Here is an 18,338-nt window from a genome sequence, read left to right on the forward strand (position 1 = left end):
ATGCGCCAAGACACCCTGATCGAAGTCCGCGACCTGGCGGTGGAGTTCGTCACCGGCGAACAGATCAACCGCGTGGTCGACGGCATCAGCTTCGACATCCGCAAGGGCGAGACCCTGGCGCTGGTGGGCGAAAGCGGCTCGGGCAAGTCGGTGACCGCGCACTCGATCCTGCGCCTGCTGCCCTACCCGCTGGCGCGCCACCCCAGCGGTAGCATCCAGTACGACGGCAAGGACCTGCTGCACCTGGGCGAGAAGCCCATGCAGCGGATTCGCGGCGATCGCATCGCGATGATCTTCCAGGAGCCGATGACCTCGCTGAACCCGCTGCACACCATCGAAAAGCAGATCAACGAGATCCTGCTGCTGCACAAGGGCTTGACCGGCAAGGCCGCCACTGCCCGCACCCTTGAGCTGCTGGAGCTGGTTGGCATCCCCGAGCCGCGCAAGCGTTTGAAGGCCCTGCCCCATGAGCTGTCCGGTGGCCAACGCCAGCGGGTGATGATCGCCATGGCCCTGGCCAACGAGCCCGAGCTGCTGATCGCCGACGAGCCCACCACCGCGCTCGACGTGACCGTGCAGTTGAAGATCCTCGACCTGCTCAAGGAACTGCAGGCGCGCTTGGGGATGGCCCTGCTGCTGATCAGCCACGACCTCAACCTGGTGCGCCGCATCGCCCACCGCGTGTGCGTGATGCAGTGCGGCAAGATCGTCGAGCAGGCCGATTGCGCCACGCTGTTCAGCAAGCCGCAGCATCCGTATACGCAGATGCTGATCAACGCCGAGCCCAGCGGGGCACCGGCGGCGAACGCCGAAGGCGCGCCGTTGCTGGAGGTGAAAGACCTGAAGGTGTGGTTCCCGATCAAGAAGGGGCTGCTGCGCCGCACCGTGGACCATGTGAAGGCGGTGGACGGGGTGAACTTCAGCCTGCCCCAGGGGCAGACGCTGGGGATCGTTGGCGAGAGTGGCTCGGGCAAGTCCACCTTGGGGCTGGCGATCTTGCGATTGATCGCAAGCCAAGGCGGCATTCGCTTTCATGGGCAGGACCTGGAAGGGCTGAACCAGAAGGCCGTGCGGCCGCTGCGGCGGGAGATGCAGGTGGTGTTCCAGGACCCCTTCGGCAGCCTGAGCCCACGGATGTGCGTGGCGGATATCGTCGGTGAGGGGCTACGGATTCACAAGATTGGCACGCCGGCCGAGCAAGAGGCTGCGATTGTCGCGGCGTTGGAGGAAGTGGGGCTGGACCCGCGCACGCGGCATCGGTATCCCCATGAGTTCTCCGGCGGCCAGCGGCAGCGGATTGCGATTGCCCGGGCGTTGGTGTTGAAGCCCGCGTTGATTCTGCTGGATGAGCCAACCTCGGCGCTGGATCGCACGGTGCAGCGGCAGGTGGTTGAGCTTTTGCGGAATTTGCAGGTTAAGTACAACCTGACCTACCTGTTCATCAGTCATGACCTGGCGGTGGTGAAAGCGTTGAGTCATCAGTTGATGGTGATCAAGCATGGGCAGGTGGTTGAGCAGGGGGATGCGCGGGCGATCTTTCATGAGCCGCAGCATGGGTATACGCGGCAGTTGTTGGAGGCGGCATTCTTGGGCACGAGCTCGGTTGCCTGAAGCAGCATGGGCTGCGAGCTGCCAGGGAGCGGCCGGTACATCACCGGTTTATAGACATGCGCCAAGGCGGACAGTGGAGACCTCACAGGCATAATTGGCCCGAAACAAACTGTAGGAGCCGGCTTGCCGGCGAAGCGCCGCGCGGGCGGCGCTCGATCTCAAGAGCGCTGCAAAAACAACGGCTAGCACCTGGTGGCCATCTCCCGATATCCCGACATGCACCCGCAGGCCACCGCGTAATTCTGCTTATCCAAATCCAGCGGTGTGGCGTCCAGGTGCCTGTCTTGGGATCGCATGAGGGCCACCAGGTGCATGCCGACAGATATGCAGCGCTCTCAAGATCGAGCGCCGCCCGCGCGGCGCATCGCGGGACAAGTCGCAGCGGCGAACCGCCGCTCCCACGTTTGTTTCGGGCCAGTTATGTCTGCGCCGCCGCGGCTGTACGCCTTGTTGGCATGACGCGGCACCGCAGAGAAAAGCTCTCGTTTCTGATCCGAAAAATCAGATTAAAGCCCTTTCTTGTAGTCCATTTCCCAAACATACTTCTGCCGCCTTTTTTCCGTTGCGACCATTCAGGCATCGCCCTAGTCTCGGCAAGTCGCTGAACGCAGCGATCGACTTTGACAGGTCGCGACGGTATTAAGCATGCGGCTAGCCTTCAATGGCGGCTGTACGTGCGGGCACGCTCGCGTGCGCCGGAACTTTGCTTATTCCGCCGGTCTGTCAACCCACGTACAGCTGCCACCCACTGTTTGACAGCAGGCAGGTGGTCGGCCTTCAGAAGGAATAAGTTCATGCTGAAGATCGTCCCCGATCCACCCCACAACCACCACTCCCTCGAAGACACCCTCATCCAGGCCTCCGAGTACGCCCTGTGCGCGCAGACCGTTGCGCATCAGGCTGTCTTGCAGCAGCCCAAGGCCCCGGTGTCGACTCTGATCATGGCCGCGATGCATGAGCTGGAAGCGTTGCGCATGTTGCTCGAGTCGGCGTTGATTCAGGTGCAGATGCTTTCTGCGCAGACTCGCACGCAGCACTAAGCCATTTGTCATGGGCTGCTGGGTCGGGCCTTGCCGGCGAACAGGCCCGACCAGGCATCGCCACTCTCAGGGAGATTGAGCAATGACCACCGACACCACCACACCCCACACCACCGTGGGCAAGACCAAGTTCTACCAAGGCGAAGGCCAGACCGCCCCGCTGTTCTGCATCGAGCCCGGCATCCCGTGCCAGCATGCGCGGGACCAGGCATCAGAATTGATGGGCTGCGTGCGCGACCTGACCATCACCGGGATCATGGAGGAGAAGCCGCAGATGCTCTGGGCGGCGTATTACCTGAGCGCGCTGGCCAAGGCGCTGATGGATGATGCGGAGTTGGGGATGAAGCACTGACTTCACAGGTAAACGCGGACCCTGTAGGAGCGGCCATGTGTCGCGAAAGGGCCGCAAAGCGGCCCCAGGTTTCTGATGTGTTGCGAAGATTGCTGGGGCTGCTACGCAGCCCTTTCGCGACACAAGGCCGCTCCTACACCGGCTAAGCTTTGGGCATAAATTCGGGATGTCTCCATGGAATGTCATATCCGCCGCGCTCAGCGCGAAGACGCACAAGCCATCAGCCGCATCGTGATCGCTGCATTGCGCGAATCCAACTCACAGGACTACCCAGCCGGAATGCCCACCCAGGCGCAGGCCTTGAGCATGGGCTACGAATGAATTTGGCTTCAACCCGCACTTGCTGTATTACCAGCACTCCATGCCACCTGCCAGGGACGCCCCATGCGCCACCGCATCACCGCCATCTGCCACAAGGCCAGCTTTTCACTCAGCACCTGTGCCTGGCTGGCCATCGATGATGTGCCCATCGAGGTGTGGCTGGCCCAACACCTGGACGAGCCCGACCTCGCGCTAAATGGCCTGGCCTTGATGTGGTTGCTGGACGAACAAGAAGACGCCCTGGCCAATCGCCGAATCGTCCCCGCCGCCGATGGCACCTCCACCCTGGTGCCGCTGCTGGTGTGCAGCGACGACATGGACTTCGACTGCTTCGCGCTGATGACCGAACAGGTGGTCGAGGGCGACACCGTGCACTGGCGGCGCTTCGGCCACAGCGCCACCGGGGGGTTGGAGGTGGGTGTCTCCACCCACTGGTATGCAGGCAGCAAACCCGTGAGCTTTGCGCTCAGTGACTTCAACCAGGCGCTGAGCGAGCACAAGCGGTTGATCAAGGCCTGTGTCGGCAGCGAAGGTTAGATCCCTGTGGGAGCGGGCTTGCCCGCGAAGCAGGCAACGCGGTGTTTGGCACCGACGTTGCCGGTGTTCGCGGGGCAAGCCCGCTCCTACAGGTTATGCGCAGGCCTTTGGGTGCTGAGCGTTCACGACTCCACTTCCAGCAACCCCGGCGTTGGCTTGCTGAACCCCGCCGTCAGCCACATCAGGTACAAGCCCCCGCACACCAGCCACGCCACCCCGGCCAGTATCACCACCGTGCTCAGCAGCGACAGCAAATACAGGTTCACCGCGATCGCCAGCAGCGGAAACACCACGAACCCCAGCCCACTCAAACGTTGCCGGCGCCGCTCGCGCAGGTAGTAGGCGATCACGCACACATTCACCGCCGCAAACGCCAGGAACGCGCCGAAGTTGATCAGCGAAGCCCCCGAGCTCACATCCGCGCCCATGCCGATCACCCCCAGCCCGGCGATCAGCAGCAGGTTGAACACCGGCGTGCGCGCCCTGCCCTGCACCCGCGCGAAGTAGCGTGGCGGCAGCACGCCTTCGCGGCCCATGAAGTACAGCAGGCGGCTGGCGCTGACCTGCACCGCCAGGCACGAGGCGAAGCCGCCAACGATACCGCCCAGGTTGATGACATCGGCGAACAACTGCCCACCCACCGTGATCGACAGCCCGTAGGTCGCGGTCTCCGGGTCGGCGAACTGGCCGCCGGGGTGGCTCAGTTGCATCAGGTAGGCCACCGCTGTGAACAGCAGCCCGCCCAGGCTGATCACCAGCAGCACCGCCCGGGGGATGTCGCGCCGGGGCTGCTCGGCCTCCTCGGCCAGGGTGGTCACGGCGTCGAAGCCGAGGAACGAGTAGGCGGCGATGGCGGCGGCGGCGGTAAGGCCGGCCACGGTGCTCTGCGCGTTCCACACCGCGTGGGTAAGGCCGACCTGGGGCTGGCCGGCCAGGTAGCGCAGGCAATAGCCGATGAACAGCAGCACCAGGGCCACGCTCAGCACCGTGAGCACTTTGTTCAAGCGATCGGTCAGGGCCATGCCGCTGACGGTCACCGCCGTGGTGAGGCCGATGTTGATCAGCAACCAGCCCCAGGTGGGCAGCTGCGGGAACTGGGCGTTGAGGAACACCGCCTGCAACAGCCAGGCGACCATGGGCATGAACAGGTAGGCCAACAGCACCGCCCAACCGACGAGGAAGCCGCAGCCGGGGCCGAGCAAGCGCTTGGCGTAGTAGTAGGCCGAGCCGGACACCGGGAACAGGCGCGCAAGCTTGGCGTAGCTCAGCGCCGACAGCAGCATCGCACCGGTGGCCAGCAGGAAGGCGCTGGGGGCGATGCCATCGCTGCGGGCGGCGATCACGCCGAAAATCACCATCGCCAGGCTCGGGCACATGTAGGCCAGGCCGAAGACGGTCAGGGAGGTGAGGGAGAGTTTTGCGGGCGTGGAGTCAGGCATGGTTGGCCTCCAGGCGCGCAGGGGCGATGCCACGGGCCGGGCCGTGAGCGAAATGAGCCATGGGTCATCCTCTTGTGATTGTTCTAGGAAATTGCCCAGCCGGTCTGCAGCACGCCAAGCAGATGCAGCAGGTGCAGGAAATCAGCGTGGGAGCGGGCTTGCCCCGCGATGCAGGCAACGTGGTGGATGGCACCGGCTTGGCCGGTGATCGCGGGGCAAGCCCGCTCCCACCCCGCTCTCACGCGGCCCCCGGGTGATCGCTCGCCAGGAAGCTGCCAACCCAGTATGCGGATCCCCGGGCGGATTCCTATAACGTCGAAGGATTAACCTGGGGGTAATGGCGCAGGGGAATCACGGTGCCGATTGCAGGCTGGCAAGGTCTTCGCCGGCCAGGAACAGCAGCGAGAACAGCTCGCTCTGCGAGTTCACGTCCAGCTTGCGGTACACGTTGCGCCGATGGACCTTCACCGTCTCGGCCGACAGCTTGAGCTTGATGGCCGTCTCTTTGTTCGAATGCCCCGAGAGGATCAGCCGCACCACATCCAGCTCCCGCGCCGTGAGCACCGACTCCAGCTGCCGGCGCGCCTCGTCGCGGCCCTGGGCCAGCCCCAGCGCGGGCTTGGCCGGCGCCCGCTCGGGTAGTTGCTCGAAGTGCAGACGCTGGCGCATCAGGCCGATCAGCCAGGGGCGCACCAGCTCCAGCTGGGCGATGGCCTGGGCATCGAAGCGCACGCGCGCGCCCAGCGACAGGCACAACGTGCGCCCCTCGCCCAGCACCAGGTTGAACTGCACCTCGTCGGCGACCACGTTGTGGGTGAAGTACAGGCGGTAGTAATCGGTCTGCTGGAACTGCTCCGGGGCCACGTCGGCCAGGCGTACCAGGCCGGTCAAAGGCTGTTCGCGGCTGCTGAGGTAGAACGGGTCGAGCAGGTACAGGCCGTTGGCGTACTCGCTCACCAGCGGGTCGATGCCCTCGCGCTCGTAGGGGCTCTGGTCGAAGATCAGCGGCTTGTCGTGGCTGAACAGCAGCGCCACCCAGGTGTCCACCTCGACGAAGTCGCCCAGCAGCGTGGCCAGGGTGCGCCAGAAGCTCGGCCGGTCGAGGTGCTCGATGCATTGGCCCACACCCTGGTGCCACGACAGATCCTGCAGGCTCAAGCCCATGTCTACCCCCGGGTTAACCCGTCGAAGTGATTGTTTTGACTGCGATTGTTTTCATACTTGCACCACCCTTCGCAAAAGTCACCCAGCCCGCGGAAGGGTCGGGCCCAGCGAGACGGATTGCCCATGAAGATCGAAGTGGTACAGACGACAACCCGCGACGGCGACACCGCCCACAACCTGCGCGGCATCCTCGAAGCCCTGGACCAGTGCGCGCCAGACACCGATATCCTGCTGTTCCCCGAGTCGCACCTGACCGGCTTCCTCACCCAGGATGACGTTGGCCTGCTGTCCGAAGCCGTCGACGGCGACGCGGTGCAGGCGGTGGTGGCCGCGGCGCGCCAGCGCAATATCGCGGTGGTGTTGGGGTTGTACGAGAACGCTGGCGGCACGTTCTACAACACCACGCTGTTCATCGCCCCCGAGGGCATCCTGCTCACCTACCGCAAGACCCACCTGTGGCTGCCGGAGCATGGCATCGTGGTGCCGGGCGACCGCTTCGCTACCGTGCAATGGCGCGGCGTGCGCCTGGGCCTGCTGATCTGCTACGACAGCGAGTTCCCCGAAACCGCCCGCGCGCTGAAGGCGCTAGGTGCCCAGCTGATGCTGATCACCGATGGCCTGGCCGAACCCGAGGACCATGTGCACCGGGTGTCGGTGATGGCCCGGGCGATGGAGAACCAGGTATTCGCCGTGGTCGCCAACCGTGTGGGTACAAGCCCCGATGGCAGCGTGTTCGTGGGCGCCAGCCTGGCGGTGGACCCGTATGGCCGGACGCTGTTCGAAGCCGGGCGCGGCGTGTCGCGGCACTGCGTGACCCTGGACCTGTCGCTGATCGACAAGGCCCGGGCCTTCCATGACTACAGCGCCAATCAGCGCATGGGGTTGCCGGGGGAGCGGGTGGAGCATGCCAATGGGGTGCGGGAGTTGATCATCGCTTGATCGGTGGCGCGTTGCCGCCAATTGGCGTGGCCCACCTGTGAGATTTGGTATGTGGCGATACCAAAATGCAGCGTGGGCCCATGGCACTGCTCAGGTCAGGGTGCTGAAGGCACCTTGTCGATGGCAAGACACATACCCACCTGTTGCCTTGCCCTCCGGTGTAACTCATACGCTCCTTGGAGATCGAGCGCAGAGAGCCCTCCTCGACCTTCATCCTGTCTTGGGAGATATCTGCCAGCATTTCGCAATGGTCTCCAACGCGGCCTCCGCATCCTCGTCGTCATACGCTTCCCAGATAAAGCTCATCACGCTAGCGACGACGTTTTTCTGTGCCAGGCTCAAGGAGTTCAACTCATAGTGCGAATCATTTTTCACATAACCCTGCATGCTCCATGACAACATTTGAGTCAAGATATCGCCCTCATAGTAACTCTCCGTCGCCATCAAAAGATAAGCAGGCAAATAATACTTTATGCCTGCAGGCGCCATAAAACTGAGACAAGCGGATTCATCCCCAACATAATTTTCACGAAAATCTATCAGGCTAAGCTCCCACCAGCGCTTTCCTGCAAAATAATCACGGATCTGCAACGGTTCCGGGTACTGAGATTTTACAATCTGATCAGCTTCTGGCGGCTCTGCCTTACCAAAGGCAGCCTCTACTTCTCTTCGGATAAAAACCTGCTTTTCCTTGATCACTTCTTCTTGCATAGCGCTATATCCCCACACACCACACGCTCTTTTAACGACACCGATTGGGCCACCTCAATCAATTCGACCTTTTACGAATAAACCTTACAAACGCAAACAAAGCCAACAACTCAACAAGCTGAACCCCCCAATACATGAACCCATCGTAATGTGCCGAAACCGCGAACAAATAATAGTGATAAGCCGTCAAGCCCAGCGCAGCCACAACCGCCTTGAGCAGGACTTTATCCTCAGCAAAAAATATTACTCCCAACCACGCACACAACGGCGCCAGCCCACCAACGAGAATGGCATGGCGAATAAATTCAATAGGAGAGGTCGCTCCGACATGAACAGCCACCCAAATAAAAAACACGTACACCAAAACTAATGGCAACGCCAGCATCACCTTAAAGAAAATATTCACTTCCGCCTCCACTTAGCCTACAAAAGAAGATGGGATATCTTTATATTATTACTCTAACTTCGGCCACCCCCACCTCACCTGATAGACATCAGGTCCTGTGATTCGAGGCCTGTCCATAAGCGACCAGTTCCCGTCAGTTTCCGCGCTGGATAGCCAATCGAATCAGCGTGCGCTCTTCAGCCGATATTACTTGATACTCCACGGCCTCTTCGATCACGCTTAAGCAACTACTAAAGTGTAAAAATACATCCACCCCTCCCGCCACAACCTACAAAAACTAAACTTTGCCACCAGCAACCTCAACACCCTCACCCCAGCGTAACGCTATTACCCTCATCGCTTCCAAGGCCTCTTCATCACCATACTCATTCCAAAGAAAGCCCACAACCACTACTATCGCCTTCTTTTTTTCACCCCCATAAAGACTCATCCCATAGAGATCCTCCCTCATTACAGTCCTCTTTAATCCATAGGCAAAATCCTCCGTAACGACCCCTCCCTCATAATAGAATTCAGCAGCCATTAACAAGTAAGCCGGAAGGTAGTACTCAACGCCGATTGGCGTCATAAAGGTCAGGCATGCAGAAGCGTCTCCAACATAATCACCGAAGAGCCCTTGCAAAGTAATATCCCACCAGTTCTTACCGGCAAAGTAATCGCGAATCTGTAACGGTTCCGGGTACTGAGACTTCACAATCCGATCAGCTTCTGGCGGCTCTGCCTTACCAAACGCAGCCTTTACTTCTCTTCGGATACTGAACAGCCGGCTGCTAATCGTTTCTCCTTGCATAACACCACACTCCCATACTGGCGATTTCGAACAGCACCGACGCAACCTTCGTATTCAACCAAGCGCCCCAAATCTGAGCCCAACGCATATTACCTCATCAGGTTCGTATATTTATGATGCAACCAAGCGTTTTGGCATAGGCTAGGAAAAAACTCATTCCAACCCCCATGGAGGCCCCACCCAAAATCGCAAACAAAATCACAAATGACAGCTTTTTGCTTTCGAATCGAAATACCCTTCGATACAACTCAAACAAACCAGGAAAGGTATTCATGTTGATCCCGTTCCTCTTGCAGTAATAATTAGCATACAAAGCTGAGAGACCAATCCAAAAAAACGAAAGCCAGAATATCAAATACGCCAGCCTACTAAAGCTCTCACACATAAAGACCCATTAGTCTACCGAAACAAATTCACTAAAACTCAATGGAAGCTTCTAGGTATTCCCGCCCACTCCAATCCGATTGTTAGTGCAAACGAGCCGTCCCATTGAGTAACGCTTTAGGCATATGAAGTCTGAGCAGACTCGGTATGGAGAAGCGCTAACGCCATCGCCCCCTGATGCTACCGGCAATGGTTTCTTGTGCTGCACTCTACCGATCAGCGCGCTAGCCGATTGATGTGCAAGTCGCACCCTTGCGCCCGCCCCCAGAATGTGATGACGGCAACCCCCACCATCAACACAGCACCACCATAGGTGGTAGACAACATCAGGATTGACAGACGTTTGTTCTCGAACTTGAAAACCCGCCGGTACATCTCGAACATGCCCTCGAAGGTATTCATGTTGATCCCGTTCTTTTTGCAGTATGTGTGTGCAGAAAGTACGGCAGTCAGCCCCGCAACCACACAGAGTGCAAAGCCGGCGATCCTGATGATTTGAAGCAACTCGCACATAACCTCTCCTAGAACAGCGGTACTGCGACAGCCGGCGCCACAGGGGTCTTGATTTCCGGGCCAACGCCGGACCCACACCGATATAAAACTCTGACCACGTGAATGTCTGGCTGATATCGAAACTGAAGACCCCTACGCTGCGAAAGGAAAGTCTTGAAGGCCTGCCGGGTCGCCTCGCACGCTTGACATGTTACTGCCGCACACAGGGACGCAACGACCAAATCTGTAACTTTCGAGACAAAGTGGGCGAATCTATTTTCTCTAGCTTAAAGTGGCAAAAGTATGTCTACTTTTTATTTTTATCTAGCGCTCACTCCCACCCATCAACCTGACCAGCCTCATACACGACCACAAAACTTATGACTTTCATGCCGCACGACCCACTATGAAATTTAATACGCAAACCAACTCTCACAGACTAAAGTGGCTCCATCCAAATCGAAACAAATGAAGCCCGATTCAATTCGCGATAATGCTGACGCATTGCATCTCACCCCAACACTTAACCCGGCTTATTAAAAATCACCCCATAGAACATCCAAGGCATCTTGTGCATCTTCATCATCGTAGAAATCCACTAGAAAACGCAGGACTTCAGCCACGGCATGCATCTTTTCAACACCCAACTCACTCACCCTATAAAACTCATCATCCCTGGCATACATAAGGAGCCGCGCTGAAAAATCTGCAGAAACCACACCCCCCTCATAATATTTTTCCACCGCCATCAACAAATACGCAGGAATATAATAATTCCGCCCTTCTGCAGACATAAATGACAAGCAAGCTGACGCATCACCGGAGTATTCAGATCTTAGCACTTCCAGTGTAATCTCCCACCATGGCCTACCACTGAAAAACTCTCTAACCTGTAATGGTTCTATGTACCCAGTATCAATTATTTTCTCCGACTCCGGTGGGCATTCCCTTTTGAATGCTCGCTCCACCTCATGACGGACCTCCATCTGCATTTGACTCAACGAATTATCTTTTCGCATCGAGCGGCGGCCTTCCAAGCATTAATAGCCTCATTCCGGTGTGTTAAGTCACCACCAGCGAAACAACGATTATTGATTGCATCTCGAGCAAGCCCACATTGCAAATTCTTTTCTCTGTAAAGAGAAGCCAATACCGGATCTGTTACACCTTTACAGGTTCGAACCTCATCTTTACACGCCTTGGCTACTTCTTCCTGTAATTGTTGCTGTTCCCCGTGCGAGCAATTACCTGGAGGGGGCATCCCTATCGCAGCAGGACTCACCTTCCGACCAGCATCATCAAATAAAGTTTTCTGCTCAGCTGGCGTATCCCCAGGAGTGCTGACAATAGCACCCACGGCTACAGTTGCCACCACAGTGCCGACAACAGCGCCAACACCACACCCAATCGGCCCACCCCAAGCTCCAACCGCACACCCTGCAGCGGGATTCGAGCCAAGAGCATCAACATAGGTTAGGGGGTTCCCCGCTGCGTAATCGTAAGTATTCAACCCACCCGCAAGCCCTATAGGGTCGACAGTTAGGTAGCGCCCCAGCTTTGGCTCGTAATAACGATAGCGGTTGTAGTGCAGCGCCGTTTCCGGGTCCTGGTATTGCCCCTGGAAGCGAATCGGGTTGCCCACCCCCCGCTGCCTGGCTTGCTCGGAACGCTCCTCGCGCACGCTGCCCCACGCGGTGTACTGCGCACTCCAGACCACCTCCCCCTGCTCATCGGTGAGCTCTTGTGGCGTGCCCAGATGGTCACAGTGGTACCAGGCAATGGCATCGAAGTCCTGTGGCTTGACCTCGGTATGCCACAGCGGGTCACTGTCAAAATCATACTCGCGCCCCGTCCAGTCCGGTTGCTTGAACAGTCGCACCGGACGTTGGTGCACGGCCTGTGCAACAGGCACGAAGCTGCCGGGCTCGTACAGGTAGTGCACGGTGCGGCCGGTATCGCCCTCATCCAGCGGCGGCGAGCTTTCCCAGGCCAGGGTTTCGCCGTCCCAGCCATACAGGGTGAAGCCGCAGTGCAGTTCACGCTGGCGCTTGGCCCGCTCCAGCTGGTTCCAGCCGGTGCCGGCTTCGGGCTTGTCCCAGTAGTGGGCGAGCGAATGCTTGTGCAGGCGGCGGCCGAGGGCGTCGTAGCTGTATTCGACCTTGAGCTTATCGTCGTTGTAACTCGCCAGCCGGTCAAAGAGGTCCCAGGTGAAGTGGGCGTGGGAACCGTTGTTCAAACGGTGCACCAGGTTGCCGCGCTCGTCGTAGCGGTAATGGGTGCCGGCGTACTCACGCAGCAGGTTGTCCATGAGCTTATTGCGACGCGGATCCGCTTCCAGCGGGCGGTTTAGTTCCTGGGTTTTCTTATCCAGCAAGTTACCCGCCGGGTCGAAAGCGCAGAAGCCAGCATTTCGTGCCGGTCGAGGGTAATACCGAGCAAGCTAATCAACTACTCCGCCAACGACTTCATCCTTGTCATGCCCAGCAGCAAGATGGCTTTGGACAATGCCATTAAGGTGGCGCAGTAGGTCAGCGAGCCCCGGATGGCTTCAAGAATGCAATCTGCCTGCTGAACTAAACCGAGCCAACTTCAGTACAGAACGACGCACTTAAAACTATCCCGCAGTTCCGCGAGCTCGCTTCCCAGATGAGCGGAAAGCTAATGAGACCCGCCATCACGGATATTCGCCAAGCAGACCCACTAGACTCGCCTCTAATCACCCGATACAGATATCCCTAGCACAGTCGGTCAAATGATCGGCTGCTTGGTAGATTTCGTCTCGTGTATCGCTGTCATACAGGTCGGCGCTGCTGGTCATCGCACCCCACATGTCTAAAAATATTTCAGCGAGATTCTTGGGAATGGTGTTCTGGTTGTCCAGCCGCTCCTTGATCTTCTTCAAGAGCTCCATCAATTCTTGATGCATTACGCTGTTGAAACCACGCTTTTCACGCAGCTGCAGGTCGAATTCCAGCCACTTTTCGATAAATATTTCGATTAACTGATCATTCATTTAGTGATTTCCTAAGGTCGAACAATTGTGATTGCGGACGGTGGTACATTACCGACGATCAGTAGCTCACCAGATGCCCTGGCACGGTTGCGAGCAGTGGCTCCCTTCAGCGAACTACATTCACTGTTCAGGTCTAATGAGTCATTGACTTGGGACAAATCGATTCTCGCAATGCGCTCACGACCTGTTCCGTATTTCGTTGAGTTACTTGCTGCCTGTGCATAAGTCCGGGATGCCGAAATGTACTGGGTCTTAACGGTTGGTTTTGAAGCGTGCAATACATGCCCCTCTACTGTGTAGTTCGCAGTCGGGTCTTTCGCAGCCAGACCAGCCGTTGGATCTTCATCCTCTCTCAAAACGCGATATGCATAGCCTTCCGTGCATTTGCAGCACACCTTGTGATCGATGGTTGGTGCTGGATCAGATTTCTTGCGTCTCGCCAACCCCAGAGGGTCCACCCAATCGGTCGTGTTTGGCGCGTATTGGTGGAGGTTCAGTCCGCCAACCATTCCGATGGGGTCTTTTGAGAGGAAGCGCCCAATGTTGGAATCGTAATATCTGTAGCGGTTATAGTGCAGCCCCGTCTCATGATCGTGATAATGACCCTGGAAGCGAATAGGGTTGCTCAGGCCATGCTGCCTAGCCGATTCCGACCGCTCCTCTCGTACGTTACCCCACGCCTTGTACTGCCCAGCCCAGGCGATGTTACCGTGCTCATCAGTCAGTTCCATCGGCGTGCCGAGGTGGTCACACTGGTACCAGGCAATAGCGTCGAACGGCTGTGGCTTTACATCCGCATGCCATAACGGATCCTGATCGAAATCGTACTCGCGCTGACTCCAATCCGGTTGCTTGTGCAGGCGAATCGGTATCTTACGCAGGGCTTGGGCGACAGGCACGAAGCTGCCCGGTTCGTAGAGGTAGTGCACAGTACGACCGGTGTCGCCTTCATCCCGTGGCGGTGAGCTTTCCCAGGCCAGAGTGTCTCCATCCCAACCGAACAAGGTGAAGCCGCAGCCCAGGTCGCGTTGGCGCTTGGCTCTTTCTAACTGGTTCCAACCGGTACCAGCTTCAGGCCGATCCCAAAAGTGCGCCACAGAGTGCTTGTGCAAGCGCCGACCCAAGGCATCGTAGCTGTACTCGACCTTAAGCTTGTCGTCGTTGTAGCTAGTTAGCCGGTCGAACAAGTCCCAAGTGAAGTGCGCATGTGAGCCGTTGTGCAAACGGTGGATCAGGTTGCTGCGTTCGTCGTAGCGGTAATGGGTGCCGGCGTACTCGCGCAGCAGGTTGTCCATGAGCTTGTTGCGACGCGGATCCGCTTCCAGCGGGCGGTTCAGTTCCTGGGCATTCTCGTCCAGCAGGTTACCGGCCGGGTCGAAGGCGAAGGTTTCCACACCGAGGCGGCTGTTGGCCTTGAGCAGGAGGCCGACTGGATCGTACTGGTACTCCAGCGGCCCACGACGGCTGTCGTGGATATTGGTCAGTTGCCCTGCGGCGTCGTAGCGGTACTGTCGCTTGAGCAAAGTGGACTGGCCGTCATGGCTGCCCAGCAGTTGCTCTTGCAAACGTCCGGCGGGGTCCCAGGCCTGGGTTTGCATCAGCTTGTTGCCCTGGTGGCGCGCCACCTCGCGGTGCAGGTCATCGCGCTCGTATGCCAGCATCTCGTGCTGGTCGAGGGTCATGCCGAGCAGGTGGCCGCTGCCATAGGTGAGCCAACTGACCTTGTGGCCGTCTGGGCGAATGGTCGACACCCGTTGGTTAAGGGCGTCGTACTCGTGCTGCCACACCGCGACCATCGGTGTGCCGGTGGCCAGGTAATGCTGGTGCTCACGGGTCAGGTTGCCCGCTTCATCAAAGAACCATTGCAGCTTGCTGGCCGCGTTGATCGCCTGGATCAACTGACCGTTGCCATTGTAGGCAAAGGTTTCGCTCTGGCTCTGATCACCCAGACGCGCCGTACGCTCGGCCAGGCGCCCCATGCGGTCGAAGCGCAGCTCGATACGGCGCTGACCGACTTGAGTGCTCGCTAACCGACCGCTGTACGGATCGTACCGGTAACGCGTCACCAGGCCATCGAAACCGGTCTCTTGTAGCAGCCGACCAACCGGGTCGTAGAGGAAGTTGGCCTTGCTCTCGTTCTCGTTCTCCAGCCCGGTCAAGCGGCCGAGTTTGTCCCAGCGATAACGCAGGGTGTGCTCGTTGGCGTCGACCCGTTCGGCGAGCATACCGGCAGCGGTATAGGACCAAGTGGTGCAGCGATCAAGCGCATCGACATGGGCCAGCAGATGGCCTTCAGCGTCACGCTCGAAACGCTCTTCGGTCTTGTCCGGGTGGGTGAGCTTGGCCAGTTGGCCGGCCTTGTATTCGTAGGCGGTCTTGTTGCCCGCCGCATCGGCGAACTCGATCAGCTGGCCGGACGTGTCATAGGTCCACTGGCTGGTCTTGCCCGAGCAGTCGGTGTATTCGAGCAGTTGGCCGGCCTCGTTATAGGCCAGTTTCTTCTCGTTGCCGATGGCATCCTTGATCGCCTTGACCAGCCCGGCCGGGGTGTAGGCGAACTCGGTCTTGTTGCCCAGCGGGTCGATGGTCTCGACCAGGTTGCCGCGCTCGTCGTAATCGCGCAGCCATAGGCCGCCCTCGGCGTCGCTGATCTTGATCAGTTGGTCCTGGTCGTCGTAGGCGAAGTGCACCACGCTGTGGTCGGCGCGAATGTGCTTGAGGCGGTTGCTGCGCTCATCGTAGACGTAGCGGTCCTGGCTGCCGTCGGGGTGCACGTGGCGGATGACGTTCTTGCGCGCGTCACGGAACAGCCATTCGGAATTGCCGTCCGGGTGCTTGATCCGGTAGGTGTAACCCTCGGCGTCGTAGTAGTGCCAGGTTTCCTGGCCGTGGGCATCGGTGACATAGGTCAGGCGAATACGTTCGTCCCACTGTAGACGGGTCTCGAAACTGCCGTCGTNTGGTCTCGACCAGGTTGCCGCGCTCGTCGTAATCGCGCAGCCATAGGCCGCCCTCGGCGTCGCTGATCTTGATCAGTTGGTCCTGGTCGTCGTAGGCGAAGTGCACCACGCTGTGGTCGGCGCGAATGTGCTTGAGGCGGTTGCTGCGCTCATCGTAGACGTAGCGGTCCTGGCTGCCGTCGGGGTGCACGTGGCGGATGACGTTCTTGCGCGCGTCACGGAACAGCCATTCGGAATTGCCGTCCGGGTGCTTGATCCGGTAGGTGTAACCCTCGGCGTCGTAGTAGTGCCAAGTCTCCTGGCCGTGGGCATCGGTGACATAGGTCAGGCGGATACGTTCGTCCCACTGCAGACGGGTCTCGAAACTGCCGTCGTCGGCCCATTCGTGAATGGCCTTGGCGTGGGGGCCGCTGCCGTCCCACTCGAGGTTGATGCCGCGATTGGTGCGGTCGGTGTAGCGGGTGACCAAGTGGTGCTGGTACTGATAGCGCCAGGCGGCGCCATGTTCGTCCTGTGCCGCGATCAGGTCGCCCTGGTCGTCGTAGTGATAGGCGCACAACTGACGCAGCGGCTTGCCATCGACCACCTGCCACAGACCCTGGAGGTGGCCGTGGTCATCGAGCAAGGTGCCCAATTGCAGGTGCACCTTGGTGGGGTCGTCGTCCTGATACGTGTTGATGTCCGACAGTACCGGTCGGTCGTGGTGACGGTGCTCGTAGTGCAGCATTGCGCCGGCGCCACTGCGCAGCTTGATGTGAGTCAGGTAGAAGCGGTCACCGTGGCGAGCATAGGTCTCCTGCCGCGTGAGCCCGCGCAACACCACCAACTGCTGTTCGCCATTACGCACCAGGGTGAGGTATTCCACCGCATCGTGGTGCGGCTTACCTTGCTTGGGCAGCGGGTATTCATGGCTGCGGCCGTCCATGTCGTGGAACACCACGCCCTGGTCGACCACGTCGATACAGGTGGTGAACTCGGTGATCCAGCGAGCGCCGAGAACGCCGTCGTCCAGCTTGTCCAGGCGCGAGTTGTAGGTCCGCGTCCAGTTGACCGGGAACGGGCCGGGCAGGCTGAAATCGGTGTGGTGCAGCGACTCGCTGCCCAAGGCGAAGTTGATCCGCTTGCAGGTGCTGGTGCAGACCTCGTTCTTCTGGTCGTTGGCCGCCTTGGTGGCCGAACCCTGGTTGGTGATCGACTCGGTACGGCCCTGGGACCCCTGATGCTTGGCTTCGGTGACTTTGTCCTGCTTGACCACCGTAGGCATAGCCTTGGGATTGCGATGGTGCCACTTCGTACTGCTGTCATGCAGCAGCACCAGCAGGTTCTTGATCGAGTCCTTGTTGTCCGCGCTGGCCAGGCTCATCAACTTGCCGCTCATCTGCGGCGCGAGCTTGCGGAACTGCTGGGTGCTCTGGAGCACGTCCTTCTGCACCGACGTGGGCACGGCGTTGCTCAGCAGCGTATTGGCTGCGCCCTTGCCCATCGCCGAGTAGGCGTTGCTCAGCGCGCCGAAGGCGTTCTCGAAGGCCACCGCAGGGTCGGACTTCCAGGTATCGCTGACCTTCTGCGCCATCTGCGTGGCCTTGTCCAGGTCACCCTTGCTGTCGAGCTTGCCGAGGACGATGGCGTCGATGGCGTCGGCGGTGTTGAGGATCAGCCTCTCGCCGGTCTTGGCGGCATCGGCGAGGATGCTGTCGAGCTGGGCCTGGGCGTCGACCAGGAAGGTGTCCAGCTCACCAAGCAGGTCGGCGTTGAGGTGGCCGATGATGATCTCGACCAGCGCATCGCCGAGGATCTCCTTGCCCTCCTGGCGGGCCAGGGTCAGCATCGGCCGCAGCCCCTTGCGCGCAGCAGCCATGGTTGGTGGAGCAGGAATCACACCGATCAGGTTGATGCCCAGGCTCACCCAATCCCACGGGTCGGGCTCCTTGGCCGAGGCCAGGTTGACGATATCGCCCACGGCGTCCACCAGGGCGATGATGTTGCCGATGACCGGCAGCACCTCGGCGGTGTCCTTGAGCCGTTCGAGGTTGACGTAGCCGCCGCTGATGTCGCGCAGCCAGGCGTCGAACACGGCGGCGCCGCGGCTGACGTCGGCCATGCCGATCTGGTCGAGGGGGACGACCGCTGCCTGGGCCGGGCGTGGTTTTTCAGGAGTGTTGGCGGTCATGACATCAGT

General features: G+C 59.4%; 16 protein-coding genes and 2 pseudogenes. 6 read left to right on the top strand and 12 right to left on the bottom strand.

The window, feature by feature from the left end:
- From IX761_RS17780 to IX761_RS17800, 5 genes and pseudogenes are all read left to right on the top strand, one after another.
- The gene (locus IX761_RS17780) at window positions 1–1,611 is read left to right on the top strand and encodes an ABC transporter ATP-binding protein (RefSeq protein ID WP_194790878.1); all 1,611 of its coding nucleotides are present in this window, start codon (window positions 1–3) and stop codon (window positions 1,609–1,611) included.
- A gap of 794 nt (window positions 1,612–2,405) precedes the next feature.
- Window positions 2,406–2,651, top strand: a complete 246-nt coding sequence (locus IX761_RS17785; protein WP_194790879.1) for a hypothetical protein — start codon at window positions 2,406–2,408, stop codon at window positions 2,649–2,651.
- An 82-nt stretch (window positions 2,652–2,733) separates the two neighbouring features.
- Window positions 2,734–3,003 carry a DUF3077 domain-containing protein gene (locus tag IX761_RS17790; RefSeq protein WP_194790880.1) on the top strand — a complete coding sequence of 90 codons (270 nt, stop codon included), beginning with the start codon at window positions 2,734–2,736 and terminating at the stop codon, window positions 3,001–3,003.
- Between the two features lie 174 nt (window positions 3,004–3,177).
- Window positions 3,178–3,300, top strand: a pseudogene (locus tag IX761_RS17795) (GNAT family N-acetyltransferase); the annotation flags it as partial.
- Window positions 3,301–3,387: 87 nt separating this feature from the next.
- Window positions 3,388–3,861, top strand: a complete 474-nt coding sequence (locus IX761_RS17800; RefSeq protein WP_194790881.1) for a hypothetical protein — start codon at window positions 3,388–3,390, stop codon at window positions 3,859–3,861.
- 122 nt (window positions 3,862–3,983) lie between these two features.
- On the opposite strand, the gene IX761_RS17805 is transcribed toward IX761_RS17800, so the two are convergent.
- Together IX761_RS17805 and IX761_RS17810 are read right to left on the bottom strand one after the other, a co-directional pair.
- Entirely contained in the window at window positions 3,984–5,300 is a 1,317-nt protein-coding gene (locus IX761_RS17805) for an APC family permease (RefSeq protein WP_194790882.1), read from the bottom strand.
- A 351-nt stretch (window positions 5,301–5,651) separates the two neighbouring features.
- A complete protein-coding gene (locus IX761_RS17810; RefSeq protein ID WP_194790883.1) occupies window positions 5,652–6,464 on the bottom strand; it encodes a LuxR C-terminal-related transcriptional regulator in 813 nt (270 codons plus the stop codon).
- A 123-nt stretch (window positions 6,465–6,587) separates the two neighbouring features.
- Between IX761_RS17810 and IX761_RS17815 the strand changes: the two genes are divergently transcribed.
- Entirely contained in the window at window positions 6,588–7,403 is an 816-nt protein-coding gene (locus tag IX761_RS17815; protein WP_194790884.1) for a carbon-nitrogen hydrolase family protein, read from the top strand.
- A 210-nt stretch (window positions 7,404–7,613) separates the two neighbouring features.
- Here IX761_RS17815 and IX761_RS17820 read toward each other — a convergent pair whose 3' ends face one another.
- The 10 genes and pseudogenes from IX761_RS17820 to IX761_RS27335 all read right to left on the bottom strand — a co-directional run bounded on the left by IX761_RS17820 (window position 7,614) and on the right by IX761_RS27335 (window position 18,329).
- On the bottom strand, window positions 7,614–8,114 hold the full coding sequence (locus IX761_RS17820) for a DUF6714 family protein (protein WP_194790885.1): 501 nt from the start codon (window positions 8,112–8,114) through the stop codon (window positions 7,614–7,616).
- Window positions 8,115–8,172: 58 nt separating this feature from the next.
- Window positions 8,173–8,520 carry a hypothetical protein gene (locus IX761_RS17825; protein ID WP_194790886.1) on the bottom strand — a complete coding sequence of 116 codons (348 nt, stop codon included), beginning with the start codon at window positions 8,518–8,520 and terminating at the stop codon, window positions 8,173–8,175.
- 277 nt (window positions 8,521–8,797) lie between these two features.
- On the bottom strand, window positions 8,798–9,310 hold the full coding sequence (locus IX761_RS17830) for a hypothetical protein (RefSeq protein ID WP_194790887.1): 513 nt from the start codon (window positions 9,308–9,310) through the stop codon (window positions 8,798–8,800).
- 600 nt (window positions 9,311–9,910) lie between these two features.
- Window positions 9,911–10,207, bottom strand: coding sequence for a hypothetical protein (locus IX761_RS17835; protein ID WP_194790888.1), 297 nt, complete (start codon window positions 10,205–10,207; stop codon window positions 9,911–9,913).
- 515 nt (window positions 10,208–10,722) lie between these two features.
- Window positions 10,723–11,205 carry a DUF6714 family protein gene (locus IX761_RS17840; protein ID WP_194790889.1) on the bottom strand — a complete coding sequence of 161 codons (483 nt, stop codon included), beginning with the start codon at window positions 11,203–11,205 and terminating at the stop codon, window positions 10,723–10,725.
- The gene (locus tag IX761_RS27175; protein ID WP_228533682.1) at window positions 11,184–11,447 is read right to left on the bottom strand and encodes a hypothetical protein; all 264 of its coding nucleotides are present in this window, start codon (window positions 11,445–11,447) and stop codon (window positions 11,184–11,186) included. The genes IX761_RS17840 and IX761_RS27175 overlap by 22 nt, the downstream gene beginning before the upstream one ends.
- 192 nt (window positions 11,448–11,639) lie before the next feature.
- Window positions 11,640–12,581: pseudogene (locus tag IX761_RS17845) on the bottom strand (RHS repeat-associated core domain-containing protein); the annotation flags it as partial.
- A gap of 321 nt (window positions 12,582–12,902) precedes the next feature.
- Window positions 12,903–13,199: a hypothetical protein gene (locus IX761_RS17850; RefSeq protein ID WP_194790890.1), complete on the bottom strand. Its 297-nt coding sequence runs from the start codon at window positions 13,197–13,199 to the stop codon at window positions 12,903–12,905.
- Window positions 13,200–13,210: 11 nt separating this feature from the next.
- A complete protein-coding gene (locus IX761_RS27330) occupies window positions 13,211–15,973 on the bottom strand; it encodes an RHS repeat-associated core domain-containing protein (RefSeq protein WP_416366800.1) in 2,763 nt (920 codons plus the stop codon).
- A 25-nt stretch (window positions 15,974–15,998) separates the two neighbouring features.
- Window positions 15,999–18,329, bottom strand: a complete 2,331-nt coding sequence (locus IX761_RS27335) for a DUF6531 domain-containing protein (RefSeq protein ID WP_323744581.1) — start codon at window positions 18,327–18,329, stop codon at window positions 15,999–16,001.
- Window positions 18,330–18,338 lie beyond the last annotated feature (9 nt).

The organism is Pseudomonas sp. UFMG81, from assembly GCF_015354575.1.
In the GTDB taxonomy this organism is placed as follows: Bacteria; Pseudomonadota; Gammaproteobacteria; order Pseudomonadales; family Pseudomonadaceae; genus Aquipseudomonas.